Here is a 24,531-nt window from a genome sequence, read left to right on the forward strand (position 1 = left end):
TAACGCGTGGCGTTTGCCTGTGCGCTGTTTCCTAGTCAAGCATTCGGGATTCATCGATGAAACATCTTCCTCTTTTGGCAAGCCTGTTCGGCTGCCTGTCCGCTAACACCTGGGCGCAATCCACCATCGACCTGGCGCCGATCACCATTGACGGTGAAGCCGGCAACGAACCGGGCCTGAGCCTCGATCAATCCAGCGGCATGGCCTCCCGCCTGGGCTTGAGTGTGCGGGACACGCCGGCCTCGGTGGCCATCGCCAACCGCAATGACATCGAGCGCCACGGCGCGCAGAACTTCCAGGACGCCGCCAACACCTTGCCCGGTGTCAACGCCAGCGCACCGCCGGGGTTCGGCGGATTCGTGTCCTATCGCGGTTTCACCAGCAGCCAGATCACCCAGATGTTCAATGGCATCAACGTATCGGGTGGCCTGGCGCGCCCGGTGGACGCGTGGATTTATGATCGGGTCGAACTGATCGGCGGCCCATCGTCATTGATCAATGGCGCCGGCTCCGTGGGCGGTTCGCTGAACTACGTGACCAAACTGGCGACTCGCGAGGAGCAAGCCGTCGAAGGCCGGGTCAGCTACGGCAGTTACGACACCACCGAGACCGCATTCGGCCTCAACCACGCCCTCAGCGAGGCCGGGGCGGACGTGCAGCACTATGCGCGACTCGACGTCAGCCACAACACCAGCAACGGCTACATCGACCGTCAGGAGCGCGATGCCTGGAGCGTGGCGTTCTCGTTGCTCAGCGATTTGACGCCCAATCTGTCCCACATCTTGGCCCTGGAGTACCAGGACGAACACGAGGACAGTCCTTATTGGGGCACGCCTGTGCTCAACCCCAAGGCTGGCGAGTTGAAGATCGACAAACACAACCGCTTCAATAACTACAACGTCGAGGATGGCCGCTATGAGCAACGCACAATCTGGGTGCGCTCAATCATCGACTACCGGATCAACGACAGCACCACCCTGCGCAACACCCTGTACCACCTCGACAGCCAGCGCGATTACCGCAACCTGGAAACCTATCAGTACAACGCCGACAACAGCGCGGTGAACCGCTCCACGGCCTATCAGGTGCGGCATCAGGGCGAGCAGAACGGCAACCAGTTCGAGTTGCGCCACGACAACACATTGCTGGGGCTGGACACCACCTGGTCTGGCGGTTTCGAGTACAAGGTCAACCAGACCACCAACTCGCCGCTGAACGTCAAAGGCCCCAGCAGCGTCGATCCGAACAACTTCCAGCCGGGGCATTTCTACGACATCCCTGGCACCAATCCGAAGTTGATCAGCGATAAGACCAACGAGGTCACCACCAAGGCGCTGTTCGTCGAGAACCGTTTGGCGCTGACGGACAAACTGGCGCTGCTGACCGGCCTGCGTTACGACGACATCGACCTCGACGTGACCAACCACCGGGCGGTAACCGCCGCCAATCCTCGGCACCTCAAGCAAAGGTGGGAGCCGGTCACCGGGCGGGTTGGCCTGACCTACCAGTTCATACCTTCAGCCAACGTCTACGTGCAATACAGCACCGCCGCCGAACAACCCAATGGCACCCAGGACTTTGATGTGTCCACCGGCAAGCAATGGGAAGTCGGCAGCAAGTTCGATTACCTGGACGGTCGCGGCTCGGCGACGCTGGCGGCGTACACCATCGAGCGCAAGGATTTCGCGGTGACCGATCCGCTGGATCCGACGTTGAGCATTCCGGTGGGTCAACAGACGTCGAAAGGCATCGAACTGGCGACGTCTTTCAGGATCACCGACAAGTTACTGGCCGAAGGCAACTTCGCCTGGGTCGATGCACAATACGACGAGTTCACCGAGAAGAATGCGGCGGGCGTGGTGGTTTCGCGCAAGGGCAACACGCCGACCAACGTGCCGGACCGGGTCGGCAACCTGTGGCTGACCTATGACTTTGCGCCGCAATGGCAGGGAGGCGTCGATGCGCGGTACGTGGCGTCGGTGTTTGCCGACAACGCCAACACCATGACGGTGCCGTCATACACGTTGTTTGGCAGTTTCTTGAGCTACAAGGTTGACCAACACACCACCGTCACCGGCCGGGTGCGCAACCTGACCAACGAGGTGTATGCCGAGTTTGCGCATGTTTCGCCGGCGTATTACCTGGGCACGCCGCGTACCTTTGAGTTGGCCGTACAAACAAGGTTCTAAACACATCTGCTGTAGGAGCAAGGCTTGCCCGCGATGACGTCCGTGAGATCGCCATCGCGGGCAAGCCATGCGCCTACAGGGTATGCGCTCAATTCAGCGAGGCGCTGACCTTATCCGCCACATCCTTCGGCACCCACGCCTGCCACACGTCCGGGTGCGCCTTCATGAAAGCCTCGGCCGCCTGGCGCGGCGCCGTGTGCTTCTCACTCATTTCCGCCAGGGCCTTGTTCAACGGCTCGATCGGCAAATCGACCTTGGTGAAGAACGCCGCGATCTGCGGATATTGCTTCTGGAACGGCGTGGACACGCCAATCGAGAGCTTGGACGCCAGGGAGCGGGTCGGTTTCGGATTCGGGTTGTCGGCGTCGGTCAGGGTTTTCCAGGCCTCGGCGTCGAACGGCGGCTCTTCCAGCTGGATCAGCTTGAACTTCCCGAGCAACGGTGTCGGTGACCAGTAGTAGAACAGCACCGGTTTGCCACGGCGGATCGACGAAGCAATCTCCGCATCCAGCGCCGCGCCGGAGCCGCTACGGAAGTTCACATAACTTTCGTTCAAACCATAGGCCGTGAGTTTCTGCTTGTTGACCACTTCCGAAGTCCAGCCGATGGGGCTGTTGAGGAAGCGGCCTTTACCCGGACTTTCCGGGTCGCTGAAGACGTCCTTGTAGCGCGGCAGGTCGCTGACACTGCGCAAGTCCGGCGCCAGGGGCTTGATGCCTTTGGCGGGGTCGCCCTTGATCACGTATTCCGGCACCCACCAGCCTTCGGTGGCGCCCTTGACCGTATCGCCCAGGCTCACGACCTTGCCTTCGGCCTCGGCCTTGACCCACACCGGACTGCGCCCGGCCCACTCTTCGCCAATGACCTGGATGTCATTGTTGGCCAGCGCGGTCTCCAGGGTGATGGTAGTCCCTGGCAACGTGTCGGTCGGCAGGCCATAGCCTTTCTCGACAATGATCCGCAGGATATCGGTGATCAGACTGCCGCTTTCCCAGTTCAGGTCGGCAAAGTGAATCGGCGCCTGGGCGGCGAATACCGGGGTCGGCCCGGCCAACAAGCCAAACGTGGCCAGGGTAGCGGCCAACAACCGTCGAAGTCCTTTCATGCTTTTGCACCTCGTGCTTTCACAGCAATAGCAGGATGGCCTGACAGACAAGACCGCAAGCCTCTGAATACTCAGTCCACTGACTGTAGTAGAGGTTCCTGCTTTTTAGAGGCTGCAAGGTACAGGGATTACTTTTCAGAAGGTTGCTGCAAGCGCGCAAGCTCCCTTCGCACCATGCTGGCGTACTCCGCCGGGCGCAAGGTGTAGATCTGTGACGCCACCCAGGTCAGCCAACCGCCTTGCAGAATCGCCTTCTGGTCGAACAGGCGCTGGGCCTCGACCTGTGCACTGGCGAGGTTCTGCACATGGAAATCGGCGCGGGTCAGGGGCATTACTCGCTGGCCTTGAAGGTGATCAGTTCACCTTTGCGCCACTTCGCGGCCTTGGCGGTGACTGCCTTGAGGGTTTTGGTCAGGCCTTCCTGCAACTGCTGGTGGGCGGCGAACACCATCACCACGCTATGCCCTTCCTTGAACACGATGCCGTGGCCGTCGGCGGTGGTGACAAACGCATAATCGCCCAGGCCGTAGACCGTCAGTTTGATTTCGCGGAACTTGATGTCCAGCTTGCCGCCTTCGCGACTGGGCAATACTGACGCGCTGAAATGATCGCCGACCTTGAGTTTCAGGCCGGGCTTGTCGTCCACAACAAGCGAGGCTTCGGTATCGATTTCGGCAATGTAGATGCCTTCGGCATTCTGTTCGGTGACATAGACAAAACGGGACTGAAACTGCTTAACCAACTTTGCCCGCAAATCACCCAGAACGAACAATGCGTGCATATCAAGATTACTTACTGCCAAGGAAACATCCCCACATCTGAAAATGATGCTGTACGCAGGAAAAACGCACAGCAGAAAAAATGGCCATGGCGAAGGGTTGCCGAATGAGCCGGGTTGAAATCCTGAGCTGAGCTGAGCGCTCATCCATCGCGAGGTAAGTGAGATTACTGGATTGTCACCCGCGCCGTCCCCCCAGACGTTCGCCAAACGTTGAAGGAAAAAGCCCTTCTCGCGGCCAGAAAAAGCGGACTACTGACTTTAGGGAAAATTCTCACTAAGAAAAGCACTTTTCCGACATATCGCCGGTAAAAAATTGCTTTAGATGGATGCCAATCGCCAACCAGTGATGGCGATTCTAGAGCAGCGATGCTCGTCGAGACTACTCAAAACAACGGACACACGTCGGTTAACACTCGAAAAGGACTTCTTATGTGCACGATGACCCACTTTACAAATCACTCCACACTTCACGCAAACAGCCCTTCCTCCCTGCATTCGACGGTGTTTCAAGCCTATGCCCTGCCCGATCAGGCGCTTGCCCTGCCGCGCTTTCAGGTTGTACCGGCCGGCAAGTCTTTCTTCCATATCAAGGAAACTTCCACCGGTCGTGTAAGAGGTTTCCGCACTGACCATAACGACGCCTGCGCCCTCGCCCGCGCACTGGCGGCGCACACCTGACGTCGATCATTGTATTTATCGCCAATGACGTTTCGTCACGCCGACGACTTAACTCAGCCGTCGGCCGACAACTACTGCCATACTGCACGCCCCATGAATTCCGGCCCCTCGGCGGACGGCGTTCAATACACCAGAACATTTCCAAGGGAAGGCAGCTACGTGACGGAATTTGATATCGGCGAATTTTTTATCCGGGGCGAAGCCAGAGAGGTCGAAGGCGAATTCCAGGCTGTCATTGTCATGCGCGCCAAACCACCCTTGACCACCGTGACCTACCACCAGGTCGAGAAGGATCGCTGGTTCAAAACCTCCGATGTCGCGGCCATCGCCGCCCAGGACGCCGCCAAGGCCCTGAAGCTGGCGGTCGATGACGGCGCCCTGAAAGCCTGATCCCGCATTGCCGTCTATGCTCTCCCCTGCTTTGAACCATCGCAATCGAACTCCTGACGCGCGGCCCCCTCAGATGCAGTGAAGCCGCCCCTCAGATCCCGCACTCGACGCGACCCGCAAGGAGATGAACATGGATTCACCGACCCACGACTTGAAAGGTTTGTTCGACCAGCTCGGCCTGGACTCCAGCGAAAAGGCCATCGACGACTTCATCGCCAGCCACTCACCGCTTCCCGACGACAAGAAACTGATTGACGCCGAGTTCTGGACCCCGCAACAAGCCGGGTTCCTGAAAGAACAACTGCGTGAAGACGCGGATTGGGCGCGGGTGGTGGATGATTTGAACTTGCGCATGCACCAGTTTCACTAGCCCGCAAGTCTCGAGTTGCTTTCCTGTGGCAAGAGGGCTTGCCTGTGGCGAGGGGGTTTGCCCCCGTTGGGTCGCGAAGCGCCCCCCCTGCAATCTGTCAGTTAAACCGAGTTACCTGGATTAACGACTGCTTCGCAGCCGAACGGGGTGATGCGGCATTCCGACAAGCCCCCTCGCCACAAACGTCCTCCAGGCCACCACTATGAGTTAGCGCGGTTGTTCCGGTTTATAGCCCAACCGCAATCCACCCCAATGCCGGCCCTTGACCGTGATCGGCACCGACAAATCGTGCATCAACTCGCCGGTGTCGCGGGTGTAGGTCTGCAACAACACCGGTTGCTGATGGCTACCGCAACGAATACCCGTGCGATCGGCAAACTTGCGCTTGGTGCGGTTCTGCATGGCGTCAACCTGCGCATCCCCGGTCAATGGCTGGCTGAACACGGTGTTATGAGTCGGCACATAGCCCTGCTGCGTACAGGCGATGGCAAACACCAAGCCCTCATGCCGCGGTAGCAATGGCTCCTGGATCGGCGGCAGCACCTGATCGGTGTAACGGTCGAAACGGGTCTGGAACTTGGACGGGCTGGTGTTGGGAATCGCCTGGTAATTGCGATCGAACAGGTCGTCGAGGCTGACGCGGCCCTGATCGATATCCGCTTCGAAGCGCGCAGCAATCTGGCTCGCCCCTTCACGGGCCAGGTCATAAATCCGTTGGTGGTAGTCGTCCAGCCCGACTTCGGCCAGGCGTTCGCTAATGGTTTCGGCCTGGCCTTCCATCTGCACGGCAGCCTGGGCCAGACGTTGGGTTTGCTGGTCACTGATCGCCAGGTCGCTGCGCATCTGCTCGATGGCATGGAACAGACTGTCCAGTTGCTCGCGGTTGGTTTCCGCGCCCCGGGCGATTTCTCCGACCTGATTTTCCACGCCGGCCGCCAGGCGGGCGATGTTTTCCAGATGCTGGCCGGTGTGTTCCACCTGTGCGACGCCAATGTCCAGGTCACTGGAAAGCTGGCGGATCTGTTCTACCACTTGCGCGGTGCGCTGGTGGATGTCGGCGACCATCTCCCCGACTTCACCCGTCGCCGTCGCCGTGCGCGCGGCCAGGCCACGAACTTCATCGGCCACCACCGCAAACCCGCGACCGTGTTCCCCGGCCCGGGCGGCTTCGATGGCGGCATTGAGTGCCAACAGGTTGGTCTGGCTGGCGATGGATTGAATCACCATCGTGACCCGCTGAATATCGTCACTGCGCAAGCTCAAGGCTTCGATCAGCTCACGGCTGTTACTGGCGCGCTGACTGAGCTGGTGCATGCGCGCAATCGACTCGATCAGTTCGGTGCGCCCGGCGGCACTGCTTTGATGGGCCTCGCTGGCCGCGCTCAAGGCTTCGCGGCTGAGGGTCGACGTTGCCTGCTCGGTGCTGATCATCACTTCGGCGTTGCTGACGATCCGCTTGGCCGCGTCGAGTTGCGATTGCACCTTCTCTGCCAGTTGCTTGACCGAAAAGGCCACGCCCGCTGCAGACAGCGCGTTGTGACTGGTGGTGTAGGAAAGGTCGCGGGTCAGCTCGGCGATGGCGCTGGCGTTGTCCGCAGGGGTTGAATCGGGAATCGCGCGCGAGCGCAAGCGCGGCAACCAGACAATCAGCACGGCCACGGGCAGGCCGATATAAAGCGAGGCGCCGCCCAGGGACATGCCGCAGAGCAACAGCACCAGGGCGATGCTTTGCAAGGTCGGCGTCAACCAAAGGTTTTTTACCGCTGGCACGGGCGCAGGTATTGCCCCAACCAGAGATCCGTCTCTCGTCATCTTCGTCACCCCATGCGTCTTCTATTTGTTGTGACTGCATTAAACGCCACTAATGAGCCATTATCTATGGTCCGTTAGTCGTGGATCTTGCAGCAGGTCAATAGAAGTGCAGGGGTTTTGCGGACGGCAAAAAGCATCGCGGGCAAGCCTTGCTCCTACAGGAGCGAGGCTTGCCCGCGATGGGGGCGCTACGGAATCAGGCCTGACGCTGGTGCTTGTCGATCTGTTCGTGACGCTCTTGAGCTTCGATGCAGTACTTGGTGGTCGGGCTGATCAGCAGGCGTTTGAGGCCGATGGCCTCGCCGCTGTCATCGCACCAGCCGAAGCTGTCTTCTTTGATGCGTTCCAGAGCTTGTTCCAACTGAGGCAGCATGCGCTGGTCGCGATCGATCGCATTGACCAGCCAGGTGCGCTCTTCTTCAACGGAAGCCGCGTCGGCCGGGTCAGCCGGGGTGTCCAGGCTTTCGATGGCGATGCGGTTCTGCTCGATGCGCTCGTGGGTTTCGACTTTCATGTTCTGCAACAGCTCGGAGAAAAAAGCATGTTGCTCGGCATTCATGTAGTCATCCGCCGGCATGGCCAGCAACTTGTCCTTTGTCATTGATATCTCTATAAAAAAACGTGCATTAAGGCGAATTAGGGAGCGTTGCGCCGAACCTCGTTCGTCCGTCGCAAAGGCGCCATTTATTCCAAGCGCCACCCGGCACTCAATTTACGAGGGGCGGCAGTCTAAGGCCGACTTGAGGCCTCAGCAACTGAAAAGACAGCGAATTTGTCCGACAACACCCGGAAAGTGCTCTATGGCAGTCGTTGTGGTGGTCATCGGAGTGCGTTTATAGCAAGAAATTCAGTCCAGCGGCTGTATATAGAAGACAAACGGCTGCGCCACGCGGGTCAGGCGTGGCGCATTTTGCGAGTTGTTTCGACTTCAGCGCTTGAGTTTGCGCTTGTTGCGGTACTGGTCGATGACCACCGCCACCACAATAATCAAGCCCTTGATGATGTCCTGGATATACGCATCGACCCCGACAAAGGTAAAGCCGCTGGCCATGACGCCGAGGATCAGCGCGCCGATCACAGTGCCGGTAATGCGCCCGACGCCACCGGCCAGGCTGGTGCCGCCGATCACGGCGGCGGCAATCGCATCCAGTTCATAGGACATGCCCATCCCGGCCTGCCCGGTCGCGGCACGGGCCGAGGCCACCACGCCGGCCAGGCCTGCGAGCAACCCGGCGATGCTGTAGACGATCACAAGATGCCGTTTGACGTTGATCCCGGAGGTGCGCGCCGCCTGCATGTTGCCGCCGATGGCGTAGGTGTATTTGCCGTACTTGGTGTAGCGCAGGGCGATGTGGAAGATCACCGCCACCACCAGGAAGATGATCACCGGCATCGCGCCGTGGCCGATGGCGGTGTAGGAATCGGACAGCATGCTCACCGGTTGGCCTTCGGTGTAGTAGCGCGCCAGACCACGGGCCGAGACCATCATGCCGAGGGTGGCAATGAACGGCGGGATCCCGGTAACCGCAATGATGCTGCCGTTGATCGCCCCCGCCAGCAGCCCGACCCCGAGCCCGGCAATCACCGGGATCCACACGGGCAAGTCAGTCAGGGATGGAAACACCGCCCGGGCGAAATCCGAAGTCTGGGCCAGGCTGGCGGCAATCATCGCCGACAGCGCCAGTACTGAACCCGAGGACAGGTCGATACCGGTGGTGATGATCACCTGGGTCACGCCGATGGCCAGCAAGCCAATGATCGACACTTGCAGGATCATCAGCACCAGGCGCTGGGAGTTCATCAGGAAGCTCTGGTCGCGCACGATCCAGCCAAACACCTCAAACACCAGGCCGATGCCGATCAGCACCAGGAAGATGCTCAACTCGGTCGGAAAGCGCCGACGACTCTTGGTCGGTGCCGTTGCTGGCTTGTTTTCCAGTATCGCGTTCATAACCACTCACCCTTCTATCGCGTCGCCCGCGCTGACCGCAGCCAGCGCCGGCATCAATTAGTGAACCGCGGACATACCCGAGGCCAATTGCATCACCCGTTCCTGGGTCGCTTCGCTGCGGTCGAGGGTGCCCATCAGGTCGCCCTCGTGCATGACCATCACCCGGTCGCTCATGCCGAGCACTTCCGGCAGCTCCGAGGAAATCATGATCACCGCCATGCCTTCGCTGGCGAGGTAGGAGATCAGCCGATAGATTTCGGCCTTGGCGCCGACATCGATGCCACGGGTCGGCTCGTCGAGAATCAGGATCCGTGGATTGGTCATCAGCCAGCGCGCGAGCAGGGCTTTCTGCTGGTTGCCGCCGGACAAGGTGTCGATGCACTGCTCAAGCGACGGGGTCTTGACCCGCAGCTTCTTGCACATGTCTTCGCACAGCACCCGCAGGGCTTTTTGCTGGATGAAACCGTGGCTGGCGTAATGCGGCAGCACGGCCATTTCCATGTTTTCCAGCACCGACAGGCACGGGAACAGGCCACTGAGCTTGCGATCCTCGGTCAATAGCGCAAAGCCCTTCTCGATGGCCATGTGCGGATCGGTGATGCGCACCACCTGGCCATCGAGGCGAATCTCGCCGCCGTCGCTGGGCGTGATGCCGAAAATCGCTTCGGCAACGTTGGTCCGCCCGGAGCCCATCAACCCGGCGAGCCCAAGGATCTCCCCGGCATGCAGGTCGAAGGACACGCCTTTGAAAATGCCGTCCAGTTTCAGGTCGCGCACCGACAGCAGCAGATCGCCAATCGGCTTCTCGCGCACTGGGAACAACTGGCTCAACTCGCGCCCGACCATCATCGAAATCAGGCTGTCGCCGTCCATGCTGTCGGCCCGTTGCAGGCCGATGTAGGCGCCGTCGCGGAACACCGCCACTTCATCGGCGATGGCGAACACTTCGTTCATTTTATGGGTGATGTAGATGATGCCTTTGCCCTGGCTTTTCAGGTCGGCAATGATCGAGAACAGGTGCGCGACTTCCTTGTCGGTGATGGCCGAGGTCGGTTCGTCCATGATCAGGATGTCGGAGTCGTAGGACACGGCTTTGGCGATCTCGACCATCTGCCGTTCGGCGATGCTCAGGTTGCCGACCTGCTCTTCCGGATCGAGGTTGATGCGCAGACGTTCCAGCAGCGCGGCGGTGCAGCGGTGCATTTCCCGGTGATCGACCATGTGCAGGCCATTGAGCTGCTCGCGGCCGATCCAGATGTTCTCGGCGATGCTCATGTGCGGCATCAGGTTGAGTTCCTGGTGGATCATCGCGATCCCGGCCTGGAGTGCCGCCAGCGGTGTTTCGAACACCACTTTCTGCCCGCGAAGGCGCAGTTCGCCGGCGTCCGGCTGGTAGATGCCGGCGATGATTTTCATCAGGGTCGATTTGCCCGCGCCGTTCTCGCCCATCAGGGCCAGTACCGAGCCGGGGCGCACCCGCAGCTGCACATCGGACAAGGCAATCACACCGGGAAAACCCTTGCTGACGTTGATGATCTCCAGCAGGTACGGCTCATCGACAGGTGTTGCGGTTGGCTGGATCCCCGCCAACGGGGTGGCGCTCGAAGCAGTCGCTGAAGCGAACATGATCAGGTACTCCATCAGCAAGGTCGCGGTGGCCACCTTGCGTGCTTATTGTTGTTATTGAGCGGACGAGCTATTTGAAGGTGTCGACGTTTTGCGGGGTGATCAGGCGGTACGGCACCCAGACGTTCTGTTCCACGGGTTCGTTCTTGGCCATTTTCACGGCGGTGTCGATGGAACCGTCGGCTTGCCCCTTGGCGTCCTGGAACACCGAGACCGTCATGTTGCCTTTCTTGATCGCGTTCAGCCCGTCCGGCGTACCGTCGACCCCGGCGATCAGCACCGTGCCTTTGTCGACCCCGGCCTGATTCAGGGCCATCGCGGCGCCAATCGCCATTTCGTCGTTGTTGGCCACCACCGCGTCAAACTTGCGGCCCTGGGTCAGCCAGTCGTTAACCAGGGTCATGCCCTTGTCACGCAGCCAGATACCGGTTTGCTCTTGCTCGACCTTGATGTTCGGGTACTTGGCCAGCACCTCTTTGACGCCTTTGGTGCGGTTGGTGGTGGAATTGTTGGCCAGGTCGCCGAGCAGAATCACGATGTCACCCTTGCCGCCCATTTTGTCGGCCAGGTATTGCATCTGCATCTCGCCGGCCTCCATGTCATTGGACGCCACGGTGACCACGCCTTTGGGCAGTTTCAGGTCATCCGGGCGGCGGTTGACGTAGACCAGCGGAATGCCAGCCTTGACGGCGGCTTCGGTGATTTTTCGGGTGGCGGCGGTGTCCACCGGGTTGACCACGATGGCATCGACTTTCTGGCTGATGAAGCTTTCGACCTGGCTGAGCTGCTTGACCACGTCGCTGCGGGCATCTTCGAATTGCAGCTGCACGCCGTCGGGGTAGGACTTGGCTTTCTTGTCCATGGATTCGCGCAGGTAGGTCAGCCAGGTGTCGTCGAACTGAGACATGCTCACGCCGATCTTCATATCGGCCAAAGCAGCGCCGCTGGTGAACATCAGGGAGAGAGCAAGGGCGGTGAAACGGATCTGGGTCTTCATGAAAAGTCTTTCTCCACATTCTTGTTGGTTTTATGGATATGGCGTGACGATTTCAGTGAGCAGATAACAGTGAAACGTGGCGCGAGGCAGGTCGCTGGAAATGACTCTATTGGAATATAATTTCTATATCAACTCATTTTAGAATTTTATTCTGATTTTATTCCACGGTGGTCGAACGGGCTCAAATCCACCACTTGCTGGCGCTCGGCACTCAAGCGTGCAGCGTCCAGAACACGGGTGGTCGCCAGTGCATCACGGGCCTCGACCGGCAGTGGGCCACCGCTCTGTAACGCGGTTTGTAGCTGTAAATAGAACTGGTTCCAGCAGCCACGTTCGGAGGGAACGCGCTCGCGCACCTCGCCTTGTTCGAACCAGCCCCAGTTCCGGTGTTCCTCGACGCCCCAGCGATCACCTTCGGATTTTGGTGAGAGCCCGGCCAGCGCCAGGGCCTCCTGCCCGTCCAGCCCATCGACGCTGTAGCAGCCCTGGGTGCCGGTGACTCGAAAGCGAGGGCCGGGGGTGTTTTGCAGGCAACTGCCGCCCAAGTGTGAAATCACACCGCTGGCGTGGGTCAGGGACATAAAGAAGCCGTTGTCGAAGGCCTGGCCTTTTTCCAGGTATTCCAATTCGGCGTAGACCTTGGTGACCGGGCCGAACAGCAACAACGCCTGATCCACCAAGTGGCTGCCGAGGTCGCGCAGGAAACCGCCGCCGCTGCCGTTGTTCACCGCGTGCGGCGAGTAGCGTTCGATCCGCGATTCGAAGCGAGTGACCTGCCCCAGCGCGCCGGACTCGATGAGTTTGCGCACCGTGAGGAAGTCCGAATCCCAACGCCGGTTCTGGTAGACGCTGAGCCGCACGCCCTGACGCTCGGCCATGGTGATCAGGGTTTGTGCCTGTTGCGCATCGGCGGCGAACGGTTTGTCGCTGACCACCGCCACGCCGTGCTCGATGCCATCGAGCACCAGCGCCGGGCGACCCTTGAGCGGCGTGGACACCACCAGCACGTCGATCCCGGCTTCCACCAGTTGGCCGATGCTGTCGAAGGCCGGCACGTTGGGGTGTTCGGTGGCCAGCAACTGGCGGCGCTCCGGGGAACGGGTGACCACGCCCACGAACGTCGCGCCCGGCAGGCTGCTGAGCAGCGGAGCATGGAAAAACCGGCCGCCATGGCCGTAACCGACAAGTCCGATACGCATGATTCAACTCCTTCTTGATCGTTCCCACGCTCTGCGTGGGAATGCATCAATGGACGCTCTGCGTCCGCTTTGGGACGCGGAGCGTCCCGGGCTGCATTCCCACGCGGAGCGTGGGAACGATCGGTTACAGGGTAATGCGGTGGTCGTTAGCGGCAGAGTTCGCTTTCTTATCGACCATCTTGCCCAGGGACAGGCTGCGGTACATGTAGGGGTCTAATGCGATGCGCATATGCTTGTTCTCCTTCACCTGACGCTGATCGTTCCCACGCTCTGCGTGGGAACGATCAGCGGTTAGCCGTAGAAGTGTGGGCGCTCCGGCAGGCTGACTTTGACGATCTGGCCGTTGTTCTGGGCTTCGATGCACGCGTCTGCCGCGACGGCGGCGGCGAAGCCGTCCCATGCTGATGGACCGCCCACCTGGCCTGCGCGAACACCATCAATGAAGGCCTGAAGTTCAACGTCATACGCGGCAATAAACCGATCCTTCCAGTCCATCAGAATCGCATTCGACAATTTCGCGCCACTGCGCAATTGCACCTGTTGCGGCTCCGGCAACTTGGCAATGCCGGTCTCCCCCACCACTTCGCACTGGATGTCGTAGCCGTACTGGCAATTGACGAAAACCTCCACGTCGATCCGCGTGCCCTTGGCCGTTTCCAGCAGGACGATTTGCGGGTCTTTCAAATGCGCGAGGGCTTTGCTGGATTTGCGTGGAAACACCACTTGCACCGAAACGTAGTCGTCGTCGAGCAACCAGCGCAGCACGTCCAGTTCATGGATCAGGGTGTCGGTGATGGCCATGTCGGTCTTGTAGTTTTCGCCCACGGTCGGGTTGCGGTGGGCGCAGTGCAGCATCAGCGGTTCGCCGATCTGGCCGCTGTCGATCACTGCTTTGAGGGCGCGATAACCTTCGTCGTACGGGCGCATGAAACCGACCTGCACCAGGCGTTTGCCGTGGGCCACTTCGGCCTCGACGATCTTGCGGCAGCCTTCAGCAGTGACCGCCAGGGGCTTTTCGCAGAACACCGGTTTGCCCGCGGCAATGGCGGCCAGCACAAACTCTTCGTGGCTCGGCCCCCAGGAGGTGACGAGGATGGCCTCGACTTCCGGCGCTTTGATCAGCGCGTGACCATCGGGGTAGACCTCGGCGGTCAGCTTCAAATCAGCAACAACCTTGGCCGCTTGCTGCAAGTTGATATCAGTCACCGCGACAACCTGGCTATTGAGCAAGGTCTGGCTGCAACGACGGATATGGTCCTGGCCGATGGCCCCGGTGCCAATCACTCCAAGCTTCAAAGACATAAAAATCTCCTGCGAAAAATTGTTGTTGGTTTCAGGGGCAATCAGTACTGACGAGCCTTCGCCAGTCGTTCATTCAGGGTCTTGGCCACGGCATCGGTACGCGCACTGGTGGAAACCTGCGCCACGCCGACTCGCCACCACGACAGGTATTTGTGAATCATGGTCTTGGGCAAAACCTTGATATCGATCAGCGTCGAGACCGTCTGCAACCGCGCATCCGCCAACGCTGCTTGCAGCTCTGCAACGGTGTTCACTTTGTAAGTCTTGCAGCCATAAGCCGCCGCGCTCATGGCGAAATCCACCGGCACGAAGCCGCCATCGAGCTTGCCGGTTTCCGGATTACGGAAGCGGAACTCGGTGCCGAAGCTGTCCATGCCGTGTTCCATTTGCAGGTTGTTGATGCAGCCGAAGGTCATGTTGTCCAGCAGCACCACGTTGATCTTGCGCCGCTCCTGAATCGAGGTCGCCAGTTCCGAGTGGAGCATCATGTAGGAGCCATCGCCGACCAGCGCATAGACCTCGCGATCCGGCTCGGCGAGTTTCACACCCAGTGCAGCGTTCACTTCGTAGCCCATGCAGGAATAGCCGTACTCGACGTGGTAAGTGTTCACGCCCTTGCTGCGCCAACTGCGCTGCAAGTCGCCGGGCAGGCTGCCGGCGGCGGCGACGATCACTGCGTCGTCGGCCAGCGTCTCATTGAGCACGCCGAGCACGCGGCTCTGGGTCAGGCAGGAACCGGTCAGTTCGATGAATTCGCGCAGCACGGCCGGGTCCATGTGGTCGTTGATTTCCGGGACGAAATCCTTGGCCTGGTAGTCGACCTGATAGATCCGATCAACTTCCTCATCCAGTTGCGCCTTGGCCTGGCGCGGTTGATCGCCCCAGCTCGAGCGGTAATCGCCCAGTGCATCGGCCAGTGCCAGCAAACCGGTTTTGGCGTCGGCCAGCAGTTGCACGCCGTCGAGTTTCAGCGCATCGCAGGGACTGATGTTGAGGTTGAGAAATTGCACGTCCGGATGCTGGAACAAGGATTTCGACGCGGTGGTGAAGTCGCTGTAGCGGGTGCCGATGCCAATGATCAAATCAGCGTCCCTGGCCAGCAGATTCGCCGCCAGGCAACCGGTTTCGCCAATGCCGCCGACGTTCAGCGGATGGCTGGACACCACCGCACTCTTGCCGGCCTGGGTTTCCGCGAACGGAATGTCGAAGCGCTCGGCAAACGCCTGCAACGCCGCATTGGCCCCGGAGTAACGCACTCCGCCGCCACAAATAATCAGCGGTTTTCGCTTGCCTTTGACCAGCGCCAGCGCATCGCCGATCATCGCTTCAGTAGCCGGACGGCGCTCGATACGGTGCACGCGTTTTTGCAGGAAGTAATCCGGGTAGTCGTAGGCCTCGGCTTGCACGTCTTGCGGCAAGGCCAGGGTCACGGCGCCGGTTTCGGCGGGGTCGGTGAGCACGCGCATGGCGTGGATCGCCGCGGTCATCAGTTGCTCGGGACGGTTGATGCGGTCCCAGTATTTGCTCACGGCTTTGAAGGCATCGTTGGTGCTGATGCTCAGGTCGTGGAACTGTTCGATCTGTTGCAGCACCGGGTCCGGTTGGCGGCAGGCGTAGACATCGCCGGGAAGCAGCAACAAGGGGATGCGATTGGCCGTGGCGGTGGCCGCAGCGGTGATCATGTTCGCGGCGCCGGGGCCGACCGAGGAGGAACAGGCGTATATCTTGCGCCGCAGGTGTTGCTTGGCGAACCCGATGGCGGCGTGGGCCATGCCTTGTTCGTTGCGGCCCTGATGCACGATCAGGTCGCCGCTGTCCTGCTCCAGGGCCTGGCCCAGACCGAGTACGTTGCCGTGGCCGAAAATGGTGAAGACCCCGGCGACGAATTTGCTCTGGACCCCATCGACCTCGATGTACTGGTTATCGAGGAATTTCACCAGGGCCTGGGCCATGGTCAGTCTTGTAGTGGTCATGTGCGCCCCTTTCAGGCCAAAGATTTTTGCAGGTGGCTCATGCTCGCGCCGATCGCCTGTTCGATATCCGCCAGGCCATGCACGCTGTCGGCAAAGGGTTCGAACGACAGGTAGCCCTCGTAACCGCTGGCGAGCAACGTCTCGATCTGCGCCGCATTGCCGAGGATGTCGCCCTCGCCCACCAGCACCCGATGGCCGTCGCGGATGCTGTTGAGCGGCGCTTCGGCATCCTCGACCCCGGAGATATGCACCAGCCCGGTCAGTTCAGGGAAAAACGCCTGCTCGCTGGCGAGGTGATGGTGAAAGGTGTCGTGCACCAGCCGGAACACATCCAGCCCACCGATGGCCTTGATCGCGTCCACCGCCGGACGTTTACGTCGCAGCGAGCACTCTTCAAACCCCAGCGGTTCAATGAACCCGAGAATGCCGTGATCGCGCAGGATCGGCGCCAGTTCAGTCAACGCCGTACGCAAACCCGAAACCCGTTCGGCTTCATTGCGCGGATCGGCGCGATCATTCAACGGGCACATCACCAGCCCCTGGGCACCGCAATCCCGGGCATACGCGGCAAGCTTCAAGGCCTGCACACGGCGTTCCTCATTCCACACATCAAACGGATACAACGCGTTGATCGACAGCACGGTGATGCCTTTGGCCGTGCACAACTCACGCACCGTTTCAGGCGCGGTGCCGTCTTCGATTTCGACGCCTTTGAGGTCGTTGCGGATCTCGATGGCGTCGGCCTTGAGGGTCACCGCCAAGTCGATGAACGCCGGCAGGGACAAACGGGGGGGCGACCATACGGTTCAGGGCGAAACGCAGGGGCTTGCTCATTATTGTTGTTCTCCGCAGGTGAATTATTTGGCGGTTGGCATGCTGAATTCAGGCCCCTTGGCGATGCTGTCGGGCCAGCGCTGCATCACGCTTTTGTAGCGGCTGTAGAAACGAATGCCTTCTTCGCCGTAGGCATGGTGGTCGCCAAACAGCGAGCGCTTCCAGCCGCCGAACGAGTGCCAGGCCATCGGCACCGGGATCGGCACGTTGATGCCGACCATGCCGACCTTGATGGTGCGGGCAAATGCGCGGGCGATGCCGCCGTCACTGGTGAAGCACGACACGCCGTTGCCGAACTCGTGGGCGTTGATCAAGGCCACGGCGCTGGCGAAATCCGGGACGCGAACGATGCCCAGCACCGGCCCGAAGATTTCTTGCTGGTAGATGCTCATCTCGGTCGTGACGTTATCGAACAGCGTCGCGCCGACGAAGAAACCGTTCTCGGCCCCCGGCACCTTGAAGTTGCGGCCATCAACGATCAGTTGCGCGCCCTGGGCCACGCCTTCGCCGATAAAGCCTTCGACCTTGGCCCTGTGCTCGGCAGTCACCAGCGGCCCCATGTCGCTGTCGCCCTGCAGGCCGTTACCGACTTTCAGTTGGTCGATACGCGGCAGCAACTTGGCAATCAATTGATCGCCGACATCCCCCACCGCCACGGCAATCGAAATCGCCATGCAGCGCTCGCCGGCCGAGCCGTAAGCGGCGCCGATCAGCGCGTCGGCGGCTTGATCCAGATCGGCATCGGGCATGACGATCATGTGGTTCTTCGCCCCGCCCAGCGCCTGCACTCGCTTGCCGCGAGCGGTGCCCTGCTGGTGGATGTACTCGGCAATCGGCGTCGAACCGACAAAGGAAATCGCCTCGATGTCCGGGTGTTGCAGCAACGCGTCCACCGCCACTTTGTCGCCCTGGACCACGTTGAACACACCGTCCGGCAACCCGGCTTCGGTGAGCAAACGGGCCATGAGCAAACTGGCCGATGGATCGCGCTCGGAGGGCTTGAGGATGAAGCAGTTACCGGTGACCAGTGCCAGCGGGATCATCCACAGCGGCACCATCACCGGGAAGTTGAACGGCGTGACCCCGGCACACACGCCCAGAGGCTGACGCAGGTTCCAGTTGTCGATGCCGCCGCCGATGTTGTCGCTGAATTTGGTTTTTAGCAGGTTCGGCGCGCCACAGGCGTACTCGACGATCTCGATGCCGCGAGTCACTTCACCCTTGGCGTCGGAGAACACTTTGCCGTGTTCGCGGCTGATGATTTCGGCCAGCTCATCGTGGTGGCGGTCGAGCAGTTCCTTGAACTTGAACATCACCCGGGAGCGACGCAGGGACGATTGCTCGGACCACGCCGGGAAGGCTTTCAGGGCCGAGGCCACGGCTTCGTCGACGGTCTTCTCGCTGGCCAATCCGACCCGCGCCTGCACCGCACCGGTGGCTGGGTTGAACACGTTGCTGAAGCGTTCGCTGCCGCTGTCCTGCACTTGGCCGCTGATGTAATGGCCGATGACCGGGGCGTTGCTCATTGTTCTTGTTCTCCGTGCAAGTGTTGGAATTAGAGATCCAGGAGCCAGCTATGCTGCGGATCGTTGTGGAACTGCCAGACGCGTTTCGGCCCAGCCATCACGTTCAGGTAATACGACTCGTAGCCGTAAGGCACGCTGACCGGGTGGTACCCCTTGGGCACCACCACCAAGTCGCTGTTTTCCACGGCCATGGCCTGATCGATGCTGCGGTCATCGGTGTAGACCCGCTGGAACACGAAGCCCTGGGGCGGGTTGATCTGGTGGTAATAGGTTTCTTCGAGAAAGCTTTGGTGCGGCAGGTCGTCGGTGTCGTGCTTGTGCGGCGGGTAGCTCGACGAATGCCCGGACGGCGTGCGCACCTCCACCACCAATAGCGAATGGGCGGGCTCGGTGTCCGGCAGGATGTCGCAGACGTAGCGCGTGTTGGCGCCCTTGCCGCGCACACTGCGCTTCATTGACTCGGGTTTGATCAGGCGTGGGCCGAGGTTGTTGGCGGCCGAACCGGGCGCAGCGCACACGGCGATTTGCACGTCGCTGAGGGCGGTGACTTGGGCCTGGCTGCCGGGCGGCAGGTACGCGGCGAACGGAGATTTGTCTTCGAACACCGATTGGCGCTCGCCAATGTTGTCCCAATCGAACGCCCCCTGCCCCGGCGCTTCGCCCTTGAGGCTGACGCGACCGCTGAGCAGCACCAGGCACAGCTCCTTATCGCCCGCCGCCACCGGCAAGGTTTCGCCGAGGCTCAAGCGATACGCGGCGAAACCGACGTATTCCAACTCCCCTTTGCGCAACTCGACCATGGTCCGGCCACGGGCATTGCTTTTGACCAGCAGGCTCATAATCCAATCCTCTCGTCGAGCAAGGTACGCAAGGTGTCGAAGCCTTTCTTGGCGTAGATGTAGCTCGGTGCGACCGCCGGGTCCTGCTCGGCTTCAACCACCAACCAGCCGTGGTAATCGGCGGCCAACAGCACGTCGAGCAAGGCGCCAAAATCGATATCGCCATCCCCCGGCACGGTGAAGGTGCCGTTGATGATGCAGTCCGGGAAGCTCCACAGGTTGTTGCGCGCCAGTTGCACCACCGGTTTGCGCACGTCCTTGAAATGTACGTGGCAGATCCGCTCGATGTGTTTGCGCAGCACCTGCAACGGTTCGCCGCCACCCATGTAGCAGTGGCCCGAATCGAACAACAGGCCGACTTCGCTGCCGGTCAGCGCCATCAACTTGTCGATGTCCGCCGGGGATTCGACGTAGGCGCCCATGTGGTGGTGATACGCCAGGCGTACGCCTTGGGACAGGGTAAAACGCGCCAGTTCGGTGAGTTTGTCGGCGTATTCCTGCCACGCTTGCTCGGTGTGGAAACGCGGGCGTTCCACCAGTGGAATGCGCTGGCCTTGAATCGAGTCCGCGACTTCGCCGTACACCAGCACTTTGGCGCCGTTCTTCGCCAGCAGCTCGACATGGCTGCCGATGGCGTCGATTTCCTCGGCCACGGAGCGGCGGGCCAGACGGCTGGAGTACCAGCCGGAGACCAGCGCCAGGTCGTAAGGCCGCAGCACGTCACCGACGCCTTTGGCATCCTTGGGAAATTTGCCGTTGAGTTCGAAACCTTCGTAGCCGATTTCCTTGCCTTCGCTCAACGCGGTGCTCAGCGGCGTCTCGCCACCGAGGGACGGCAGGTCATCGTTGCTCCAGGAGATCGGGTTGATGCCAATTCGAATAGCGGGCATGGCTGCACCTTTTATTGTTTTTTCTAAAATGTTCAACCGATTACTTGTGACTGGCTGAGCTTTTGTGGCGAGGGGGCTTGCCCCCGTTCGAGTGCGGAGCACTCGCTATTTTGGGACCGCTTCGCGCTCCAACGGGGGCAAGCCCCCTCGCCACAACGGGCCCGGCCGGCCTCATGATTGTGTTCAGGCCCGGGCCGTGCGCCAGGCGTCAATCAACTCGACAAACGTGCCCTGCACCTGGCGGATCAGCGTTTCATCGTCAATCTCCCCGGCCATCCACGCCCGGCTCGGTTCCTGGAAGATCGTGCGGCCCACGGCAAACCCGCGGCAGGTCTGGCTCTGGCTGGCCTGTTGAAAGCCTTCGGCCAACGCCGCCGCCGGGGCATTCAGGCCCAACAGAACGACGCCACGGCAGTACGGATCACGCGCCTGAATCAACTCATCCAGCTGTTTCCATTCCTCGGCACTCTGCGCTTCGATCTTCCACCACGCCGGGTAGATGCCCAGGTTGTAGAGGCGTTTCAGCGCGCGATACAGCACGTCCGGGTGCGCCGACGGGTGATCCTTCGGCGGGATGATTTCCAGCAGCAATTCGTGGCCGCTGACCTGGGATGCCTGGTACAAACCCTTGATCTGCGCTTCCTGTTCCAGGCGCAACAGCGGTTCGTCATCCGGGTGAAATTGCACCAGGCACTTGATGATTTGTTCTTGCGGCCAGGCAATCAGGTTGCTGCCAATCGAGCGTCCGTGTTCGAAGGCCAAGGGCCGCGAACCCTGCACTTCTACTGGCCGCGCCACCCACCAGCCACGACCGGTGGCGGCGTTCAGCGAGTCCTGGCCGAAGCGTTGATCGGCCAGCAGCCCGACATCCGCCTCAATGCCTTGAGTGCGCAAATCCGCTTCGACCCGTTCCACTGCCTTTATAAAGAGTTGCTTGAGTTCGCAGATCGCGCTCAGGTCGCGCGCGCCCTTGTGCGCCAGTTCCACCAGTTGCCCGCGATGGTCGAAGGCGAAGATGAACAGTTGCTTCCACTGTTTGCGCGGCACGCTGACTTGATGCAGGCGTTGCAGCGTGACGTCCTGATCCGGCCGGGTGATCGGCACCGGGCTGTTGAACAGATAGTCGAGTTCGGCGCGGGTCGGCATCGCCGGGGCGCAGGCGTGGCGCGACACCACCAGCCCGCCGCAGGCATTGGCCAACTGGCAGCAACGCTCGTCGCTGGCGTCCTCCAGCCAACCGGCGAGGAAACCCGACATAAAGGCATCGCCAGCGCCCAAGACGTTAAGTACTTCAACCCGCACGCCGGGGTAAATCGCGCCGTCTTCAAGGCGTACCGGAATCACCCCGTGAATCACCGTGCAACCCTGCGGGCCGAGCTTGACCACCAACGTCGCGTCACTCAAACGTCGAACGTTACGCAGTGCAGTGAGCAAATCCTCAGAGCCGCCGGCAATCAAAAACTCTTCTTCAGTGCCGACGATCAGGTCAAAACGCGGGAGGATTTTCTGCACGTGCTGGCTGACGTTCTGGTCGGCGACGAAACGGGTTTCACCGTCCGCCTTACCCGCCAGGCCCCACAGTACCGGGCGGTAGTCGATGTCCAGAATGCGTTTGACGTTGTGCTTCTCGGCATAGTCCAGGGCCTGGATGCTCGCCTTGTACACGCCGTCGGTGGAGAAATGGGTGCCGGTGATCAGCAAGGCTTTGCTGGAGGCGATAAAGGCTTCGTTGATGTCTTCGGCCCGCAGCGCCATGTCGGCGCAATTCTCGCGGTAGAAGACCAAGGGAAAGGTTTCGCGGTCCTTGAGGCCCAGCAGGACCATGGCGGTCAAGCGTTCCGCATCGACCTTGATGCCGCTGACGTCACAGCCTTCGCGGGCCAGGGATTCGAGCAGGAAACGGCCCATGTGGTCGTCCCCTACCCGGCTCAGCATCGCCGACTTGAGGCCCAGGCGTGCGGTGCCGAACGCGATGTTGGCGGAGGATCCACCGAGGTATTTGGCGAAGCTTGAAACATCTTCCAACCGCGCCCCGACTTGCTGCGCATAGAGGTCGACGCCAAGGCGCCCCAGGCAAATCAGATCCAATTGACGCCCACTGGCAAAACGAGTCTGGCCCATGCTGGCTCCTGTTATTTTTATCAGCCTGCGTTCGGGACGATGGCCGTGCCGAACACTCTTGGTGGATGCAGACTAAAACGACCGGGACCGAATAATCAATATTTATTCTATATATTTTTTACGTGGAATATTTTTTCCAATAAACTCCGGTACAAGCGTTCCAGAGCGCAGTGCATCGTTTCAGCAGCGTGTATGTCGACGGCATGCTCAAGATTTTATTCCGGCCTACCCTGTAGACTGCGCACAGCCAACCTATTGTCAGGGGATGACCGATTCGTCATTCCTATAAGAACAAGCCAGAAGGATCCTTTATGTCCCGCACCGATCAGCCGGCCACGACCGAGAGCCCGCCCGAGAGCGATCTCCAGAGCCCACCGATCAATGCCGAGCGTTTGCTGCAGCTGATCACCAACGAATACGAAAGCCTGCCGCGCCAGCTCAAACGCATCGCCAGCTACATGAGCCAGCAGAGCGACCGGATCATGGTCGACCGCATCAGCGACATCGCCCGGGAATGCGAAGTGCACCCGTCGGCCATCGTGCGGTTTTCCCAGCGCTTTGGGTTCAGCGGTTTTAGCGAAATGCAAGCGTTGTTCCGCGAGGCGTATACGCACAAAACCACGCCGGTGCAGAACTACCAGCAGCGCATCCGCAGCATGATCGCCAACAAATCGCAGAAGGCCAGCGGCGGCGACCTCGCGCGGGAATGCATCGACGCCACGCTGTCGGGCATCGAACGCCTGGGCATGGAGCTCGACGATGTGGCCTTCGATAAGGCCGTGGATCTGGTGGTGAATGCCGACAACATCTACGTGGTCGGCGTGCGCCGCTCGTTCGCGGTGGCCGACTATCTGGTCTACAACCTGCAACACACCAATAAGCGCATTCACTTGGTGTCCGGGCTCGGCGGCAGCTACCGCGAACAGATGCGCAGCGTGCGCGCCAATGATTTGGTGATTGCCATCAGCTTCACGCCGTATGGCAAGGAAACCCAGCATTGCCTGCGCATCGCACAGAATCATCAGGCGAAAACGTTGATCATCACTGACAGCAACCTCTCGCCGCTGGCCAAGCGGGCGAGCACGGTGTTGCTGGTCAATGAAGGCAGTTCGTTTGCGTTCCGGTCGTTGAGTGCGACGTTGTGCTTGTGTCAGGCGTTGTTTATTGCGGTGGCGTATCGGTTGGAATTGAAGGTGGATGAGATTCATGAGCAGGTGGGGTTTGAGGATTAGCGCGAGAGCGTTTGCAGGTCGCTGAACCTCTGACTAAGGTTGTCCGCATCGCGAGCAAGCTTTGCTCCTACAGTGGAACGCAGATGAAACTGATCGGCATGCTGGATTCGCCCTACGTGCGTCGGGCGGCTATTTCCGCCCGGTTGTTGGGCATCGACCTGGAACATGAATCGGTGTCGGTGTTCCGGCATTTCGAGCAATTCCAGCAGATCAACCCGGTGGTCAAGGCGCCGACGCTGGTGCTGGATGATGGCGAAGTGTTGATGGATTCGACGCTGATCATTGATTATCTCGAAGCGCTGGCCGGGCCTTCGAAGAGTTTGATGCCGAGTGATCTGAAGCAGCGCTTGCGCTCGTTGCGGGTGATTGGGCTGGCACTGGCGGCGTGCGAGAAGTCGGTACAGCTTTACTACGAACGTAATTTGCGGCCGGCGGATATTCAGTATCAGCCGTGGGTTGAGCGGGTTGAAGGGCAACTCGCTGCGGCCTATTCGGTGCTGGAGCGGGAGCTTTCGAAGCAACCATTGCTGGGAGGTTCCGCGATTGCGCAGGACGGGATTACCGTGGCGGTCGCGTGGAGCTTCACCAACCTCGTGGTACCAGATCAAGTCGATGCTGAGCGCTTCCCGCAGATCGCCGAGTTCACCGCCCAGGCGGAAAAGCTTGAGGCGTTCATCGCTACCCCGATAACCTGAGCCGCCCTCCGCCACGGATTC

Annotated in this window: 21 protein-coding genes and 2 pseudogenes; 6 read left to right on the forward strand and 17 right to left on the reverse strand. The window is 60.4% G+C overall.

Annotation, left to right across the window (positions count from 1 at the left end; translation table 11 throughout):
- The first annotated feature begins 56 nt into the window (after positions 1 to 56).
- Positions 57 to 2,189: a TonB-dependent siderophore receptor gene (locus tag FQ192_RS09475; protein ID WP_149658375.1), complete on the forward strand. Its 2,133-nt coding sequence runs from the start codon at positions 57 to 59 to the stop codon at positions 2,187 to 2,189.
- An 88-nt stretch (positions 2,190 to 2,277) separates the two neighbouring features.
- Here the strand turns inward: FQ192_RS09475 and FQ192_RS09480 are convergent, their stop codons facing one another.
- The 3 genes from FQ192_RS09480 to FQ192_RS09490 form a co-directional block, all read right to left on the reverse strand.
- A complete protein-coding gene (locus tag FQ192_RS09480) occupies positions 2,278 to 3,294 on the reverse strand; it encodes an ABC transporter substrate-binding protein (RefSeq protein WP_149658376.1) in 1,017 nt (338 codons plus the stop codon).
- 128 nt (positions 3,295 to 3,422) lie between these two features.
- Entirely contained in the window at positions 3,423 to 3,626 is a 204-nt protein-coding gene (locus FQ192_RS09485; protein ID WP_149658377.1) for a hypothetical protein, read from the reverse strand.
- Entirely contained in the window at positions 3,626 to 4,096 is a 471-nt protein-coding gene (locus FQ192_RS09490; protein ID WP_149658378.1) for a hypothetical protein, read from the reverse strand. The genes FQ192_RS09485 and FQ192_RS09490 overlap by 1 nt, the downstream gene beginning before the upstream one ends.
- A gap of 408 nt (positions 4,097 to 4,504) precedes the next feature.
- Between FQ192_RS09490 and FQ192_RS09495 the strand changes: the two genes are divergently transcribed.
- The 3 genes from FQ192_RS09495 (at position 4,505) to FQ192_RS09505 (ending at position 5,513) form a co-directional block, all read left to right on the forward strand.
- Complete coding sequence (locus FQ192_RS09495) at positions 4,505 to 4,753, forward strand: hypothetical protein (RefSeq protein ID WP_149658379.1); 249 nt, start codon at positions 4,505 to 4,507, stop codon at positions 4,751 to 4,753.
- 159 nt (positions 4,754 to 4,912) lie between these two features.
- Entirely contained in the window at positions 4,913 to 5,143 is a 231-nt protein-coding gene (locus tag FQ192_RS09500) for a hypothetical protein (protein ID WP_149658380.1), read from the forward strand.
- A gap of 130 nt (positions 5,144 to 5,273) precedes the next feature.
- The gene (locus tag FQ192_RS09505; RefSeq protein ID WP_149658381.1) at positions 5,274 to 5,513 is read left to right on the forward strand and encodes a DUF2789 domain-containing protein; all 240 of its coding nucleotides are present in this window, start codon (positions 5,274 to 5,276) and stop codon (positions 5,511 to 5,513) included.
- A 207-nt stretch (positions 5,514 to 5,720) separates the two neighbouring features.
- Here FQ192_RS09505 and FQ192_RS09510 read toward each other — a convergent pair whose 3' ends face one another.
- The 14 genes and pseudogenes from FQ192_RS09510 to iolC all read right to left on the reverse strand — a co-directional run bounded on the left by FQ192_RS09510 (position 5,721) and on the right by iolC (position 22,583).
- A complete protein-coding gene (locus FQ192_RS09510; RefSeq protein ID WP_149658382.1) occupies positions 5,721 to 7,325 on the reverse strand; it encodes a methyl-accepting chemotaxis protein in 1,605 nt (534 codons plus the stop codon).
- A 196-nt stretch (positions 7,326 to 7,521) separates the two neighbouring features.
- On the reverse strand, positions 7,522 to 7,926 hold the full coding sequence (locus tag FQ192_RS09515) for a TraR/DksA family transcriptional regulator (protein WP_007907888.1): 405 nt from the start codon (positions 7,924 to 7,926) through the stop codon (positions 7,522 to 7,524).
- A gap of 327 nt (positions 7,927 to 8,253) precedes the next feature.
- Positions 8,254 to 9,276: an ABC transporter permease gene (locus tag FQ192_RS09520; RefSeq protein ID WP_054052830.1), complete on the reverse strand. Its 1,023-nt coding sequence runs from the start codon at positions 9,274 to 9,276 to the stop codon at positions 8,254 to 8,256.
- 57 nt (positions 9,277 to 9,333) lie between these two features.
- On the reverse strand, positions 9,334 to 10,902 hold the full coding sequence (locus tag FQ192_RS09525; RefSeq protein ID WP_149658383.1) for a sugar ABC transporter ATP-binding protein: 1,569 nt from the start codon (positions 10,900 to 10,902) through the stop codon (positions 9,334 to 9,336).
- A 70-nt stretch (positions 10,903 to 10,972) separates the two neighbouring features.
- Positions 10,973 to 11,899, reverse strand: coding sequence for a sugar ABC transporter substrate-binding protein (locus tag FQ192_RS09530; protein ID WP_149658384.1), 927 nt, complete (start codon positions 11,897 to 11,899; stop codon positions 10,973 to 10,975).
- A 146-nt stretch (positions 11,900 to 12,045) separates the two neighbouring features.
- Positions 12,046 to 13,098 carry a Gfo/Idh/MocA family protein gene (locus FQ192_RS09535; RefSeq protein WP_149658385.1) on the reverse strand — a complete coding sequence of 351 codons (1,053 nt, stop codon included), beginning with the start codon at positions 13,096 to 13,098 and terminating at the stop codon, positions 12,046 to 12,048.
- A 160-nt stretch (positions 13,099 to 13,258) separates the two neighbouring features.
- Positions 13,259 to 13,327: pseudogene (locus FQ192_RS34350) on the reverse strand (AP endonuclease); the annotation flags it as partial.
- Between the two features lie 62 nt (positions 13,328 to 13,389).
- Positions 13,390 to 14,400, reverse strand: a complete 1,011-nt coding sequence (locus tag FQ192_RS09540; protein WP_149658386.1) for a Gfo/Idh/MocA family protein — start codon at positions 14,398 to 14,400, stop codon at positions 13,390 to 13,392.
- Between the two features lie 41 nt (positions 14,401 to 14,441).
- On the reverse strand, positions 14,442 to 16,373 hold the full coding sequence (gene iolD, locus FQ192_RS09545; protein WP_149658387.1) for a 3D-(3,5/4)-trihydroxycyclohexane-1,2-dione acylhydrolase (decyclizing): 1,932 nt from the start codon (positions 16,371 to 16,373) through the stop codon (positions 14,442 to 14,444).
- Between the two features lie 11 nt (positions 16,374 to 16,384).
- Positions 16,385 to 17,207: pseudogene (locus tag FQ192_RS09550) on the reverse strand (TIM barrel protein).
- A gap of 23 nt (positions 17,208 to 17,230) precedes the next feature.
- Positions 17,231 to 18,733, reverse strand: a complete 1,503-nt coding sequence (locus tag FQ192_RS09555) for a CoA-acylating methylmalonate-semialdehyde dehydrogenase (RefSeq protein ID WP_149658388.1) — start codon at positions 18,731 to 18,733, stop codon at positions 17,231 to 17,233.
- Between the two features lie 29 nt (positions 18,734 to 18,762).
- Positions 18,763 to 19,572, reverse strand: a complete 810-nt coding sequence (iolB, locus tag FQ192_RS09560; RefSeq protein ID WP_149658389.1) for a 5-deoxy-glucuronate isomerase — start codon at positions 19,570 to 19,572, stop codon at positions 18,763 to 18,765.
- Complete coding sequence (gene iolE / locus FQ192_RS09565; RefSeq protein WP_149658390.1) at positions 19,569 to 20,462, reverse strand: myo-inosose-2 dehydratase; 894 nt, start codon at positions 20,460 to 20,462, stop codon at positions 19,569 to 19,571. The genes iolB and iolE overlap by 4 nt, the downstream gene beginning before the upstream one ends.
- 183 nt (positions 20,463 to 20,645) lie before the next feature.
- Positions 20,646 to 22,583: a 5-dehydro-2-deoxygluconokinase gene (iolC, locus tag FQ192_RS09570; RefSeq protein ID WP_149658391.1), complete on the reverse strand. Its 1,938-nt coding sequence runs from the start codon at positions 22,581 to 22,583 to the stop codon at positions 20,646 to 20,648.
- Positions 22,584 to 22,894: 311 nt separating this feature from the next.
- Here iolC and FQ192_RS09575 point away from each other — a divergent pair, with 311 nt between their 5' ends.
- Positions 22,895 to 23,815: a MurR/RpiR family transcriptional regulator gene (locus FQ192_RS09575; RefSeq protein ID WP_149658392.1), complete on the forward strand. Its 921-nt coding sequence runs from the start codon at positions 22,895 to 22,897 to the stop codon at positions 23,813 to 23,815.
- An 83-nt stretch (positions 23,816 to 23,898) separates the two neighbouring features.
- Positions 23,899 to 24,510 carry a glutathione S-transferase gene (locus FQ192_RS09580; protein WP_149658393.1) on the forward strand — a complete coding sequence of 204 codons (612 nt, stop codon included), beginning with the start codon at positions 23,899 to 23,901 and terminating at the stop codon, positions 24,508 to 24,510.
- The last annotated feature ends 21 nt before the right edge of the window (positions 24,511 to 24,531 follow it).

The organism is Pseudomonas sp. ANT_J12, from assembly GCF_008370045.1.
Lineage (GTDB): Bacteria > Pseudomonadota > Gammaproteobacteria > Pseudomonadales > Pseudomonadaceae > Aquipseudomonas.

Excerpts from the sequence above, each read along its gene's own strand:
- FQ192_RS09515 (WP_007907888.1), bottom strand. The coding sequence starts at position 7,926 with ATGACAAAGGACAAGTTGCTGGCCATGCCGGCGGATGACTACATGAAT.
- FQ192_RS09495 (WP_149658379.1), top strand. The coding sequence starts at position 4,505 with ATGTGCACGATGACCCACTTTACAAATCACTCCACACTTCACGCAAAC.
- FQ192_RS09530 (WP_149658384.1), bottom strand. The coding sequence starts at position 11,899 with ATGAAGACCCAGATCCGTTTCACCGCCCTTGCTCTCTCCCTGATGTTC.
- FQ192_RS09520 (WP_054052830.1), bottom strand. The coding sequence starts at position 9,276 with ATGAACGCGATACTGGAAAACAAGCCAGCAACGGCACCGACCAAGAGT.
- FQ192_RS09535 (WP_149658385.1), bottom strand. The coding sequence starts at position 13,098 with ATGCGTATCGGACTTGTCGGTTACGGCCATGGCGGCCGGTTTTTCCAT.
- FQ192_RS09580 (WP_149658393.1), top strand. The coding sequence starts at position 23,899 with ATGAAACTGATCGGCATGCTGGATTCGCCCTACGTGCGTCGGGCGGCT.
- iolE (WP_149658390.1), bottom strand. The coding sequence starts at position 20,462 with ATGCCCGCTATTCGAATTGGCATCAACCCGATCTCCTGGAGCAACGAT.
- iolB (WP_149658389.1), bottom strand. The coding sequence starts at position 19,572 with ATGAGCCTGCTGGTCAAAAGCAATGCCCGTGGCCGGACCATGGTCGAG.
- iolC (WP_149658391.1), bottom strand. The coding sequence starts at position 22,583 with ATGGGCCAGACTCGTTTTGCCAGTGGGCGTCAATTGGATCTGATTTGC.
- FQ192_RS09480 (WP_149658376.1), bottom strand. The coding sequence starts at position 3,294 with ATGAAAGGACTTCGACGGTTGTTGGCCGCTACCCTGGCCACGTTTGGC.
- FQ192_RS09540 (WP_149658386.1), bottom strand. The coding sequence starts at position 14,400 with ATGTCTTTGAAGCTTGGAGTGATTGGCACCGGGGCCATCGGCCAGGAC.
- FQ192_RS09505 (WP_149658381.1), top strand. The coding sequence starts at position 5,274 with ATGGATTCACCGACCCACGACTTGAAAGGTTTGTTCGACCAGCTCGGC.
- FQ192_RS09555 (WP_149658388.1), bottom strand. The coding sequence starts at position 18,733 with ATGAGCAACGCCCCGGTCATCGGCCATTACATCAGCGGCCAAGTGCAG.
- iolD (WP_149658387.1), bottom strand. The coding sequence starts at position 16,373 with ATGACCACTACAAGACTGACCATGGCCCAGGCCCTGGTGAAATTCCTC.
- FQ192_RS09475 (WP_149658375.1), top strand. The coding sequence starts at position 57 with ATGAAACATCTTCCTCTTTTGGCAAGCCTGTTCGGCTGCCTGTCCGCT.
- FQ192_RS09510 (WP_149658382.1), bottom strand. The coding sequence starts at position 7,325 with ATGACGAGAGACGGATCTCTGGTTGGGGCAATACCTGCGCCCGTGCCA.
- FQ192_RS09485 (WP_149658377.1), bottom strand. The coding sequence starts at position 3,626 with ATGCCCCTGACCCGCGCCGATTTCCATGTGCAGAACCTCGCCAGTGCA.
- FQ192_RS09525 (WP_149658383.1), bottom strand. The coding sequence starts at position 10,902 with ATGTTCGCTTCAGCGACTGCTTCGAGCGCCACCCCGTTGGCGGGGATC.
- FQ192_RS09575 (WP_149658392.1), top strand. The coding sequence starts at position 22,895 with ATGTCCCGCACCGATCAGCCGGCCACGACCGAGAGCCCGCCCGAGAGC.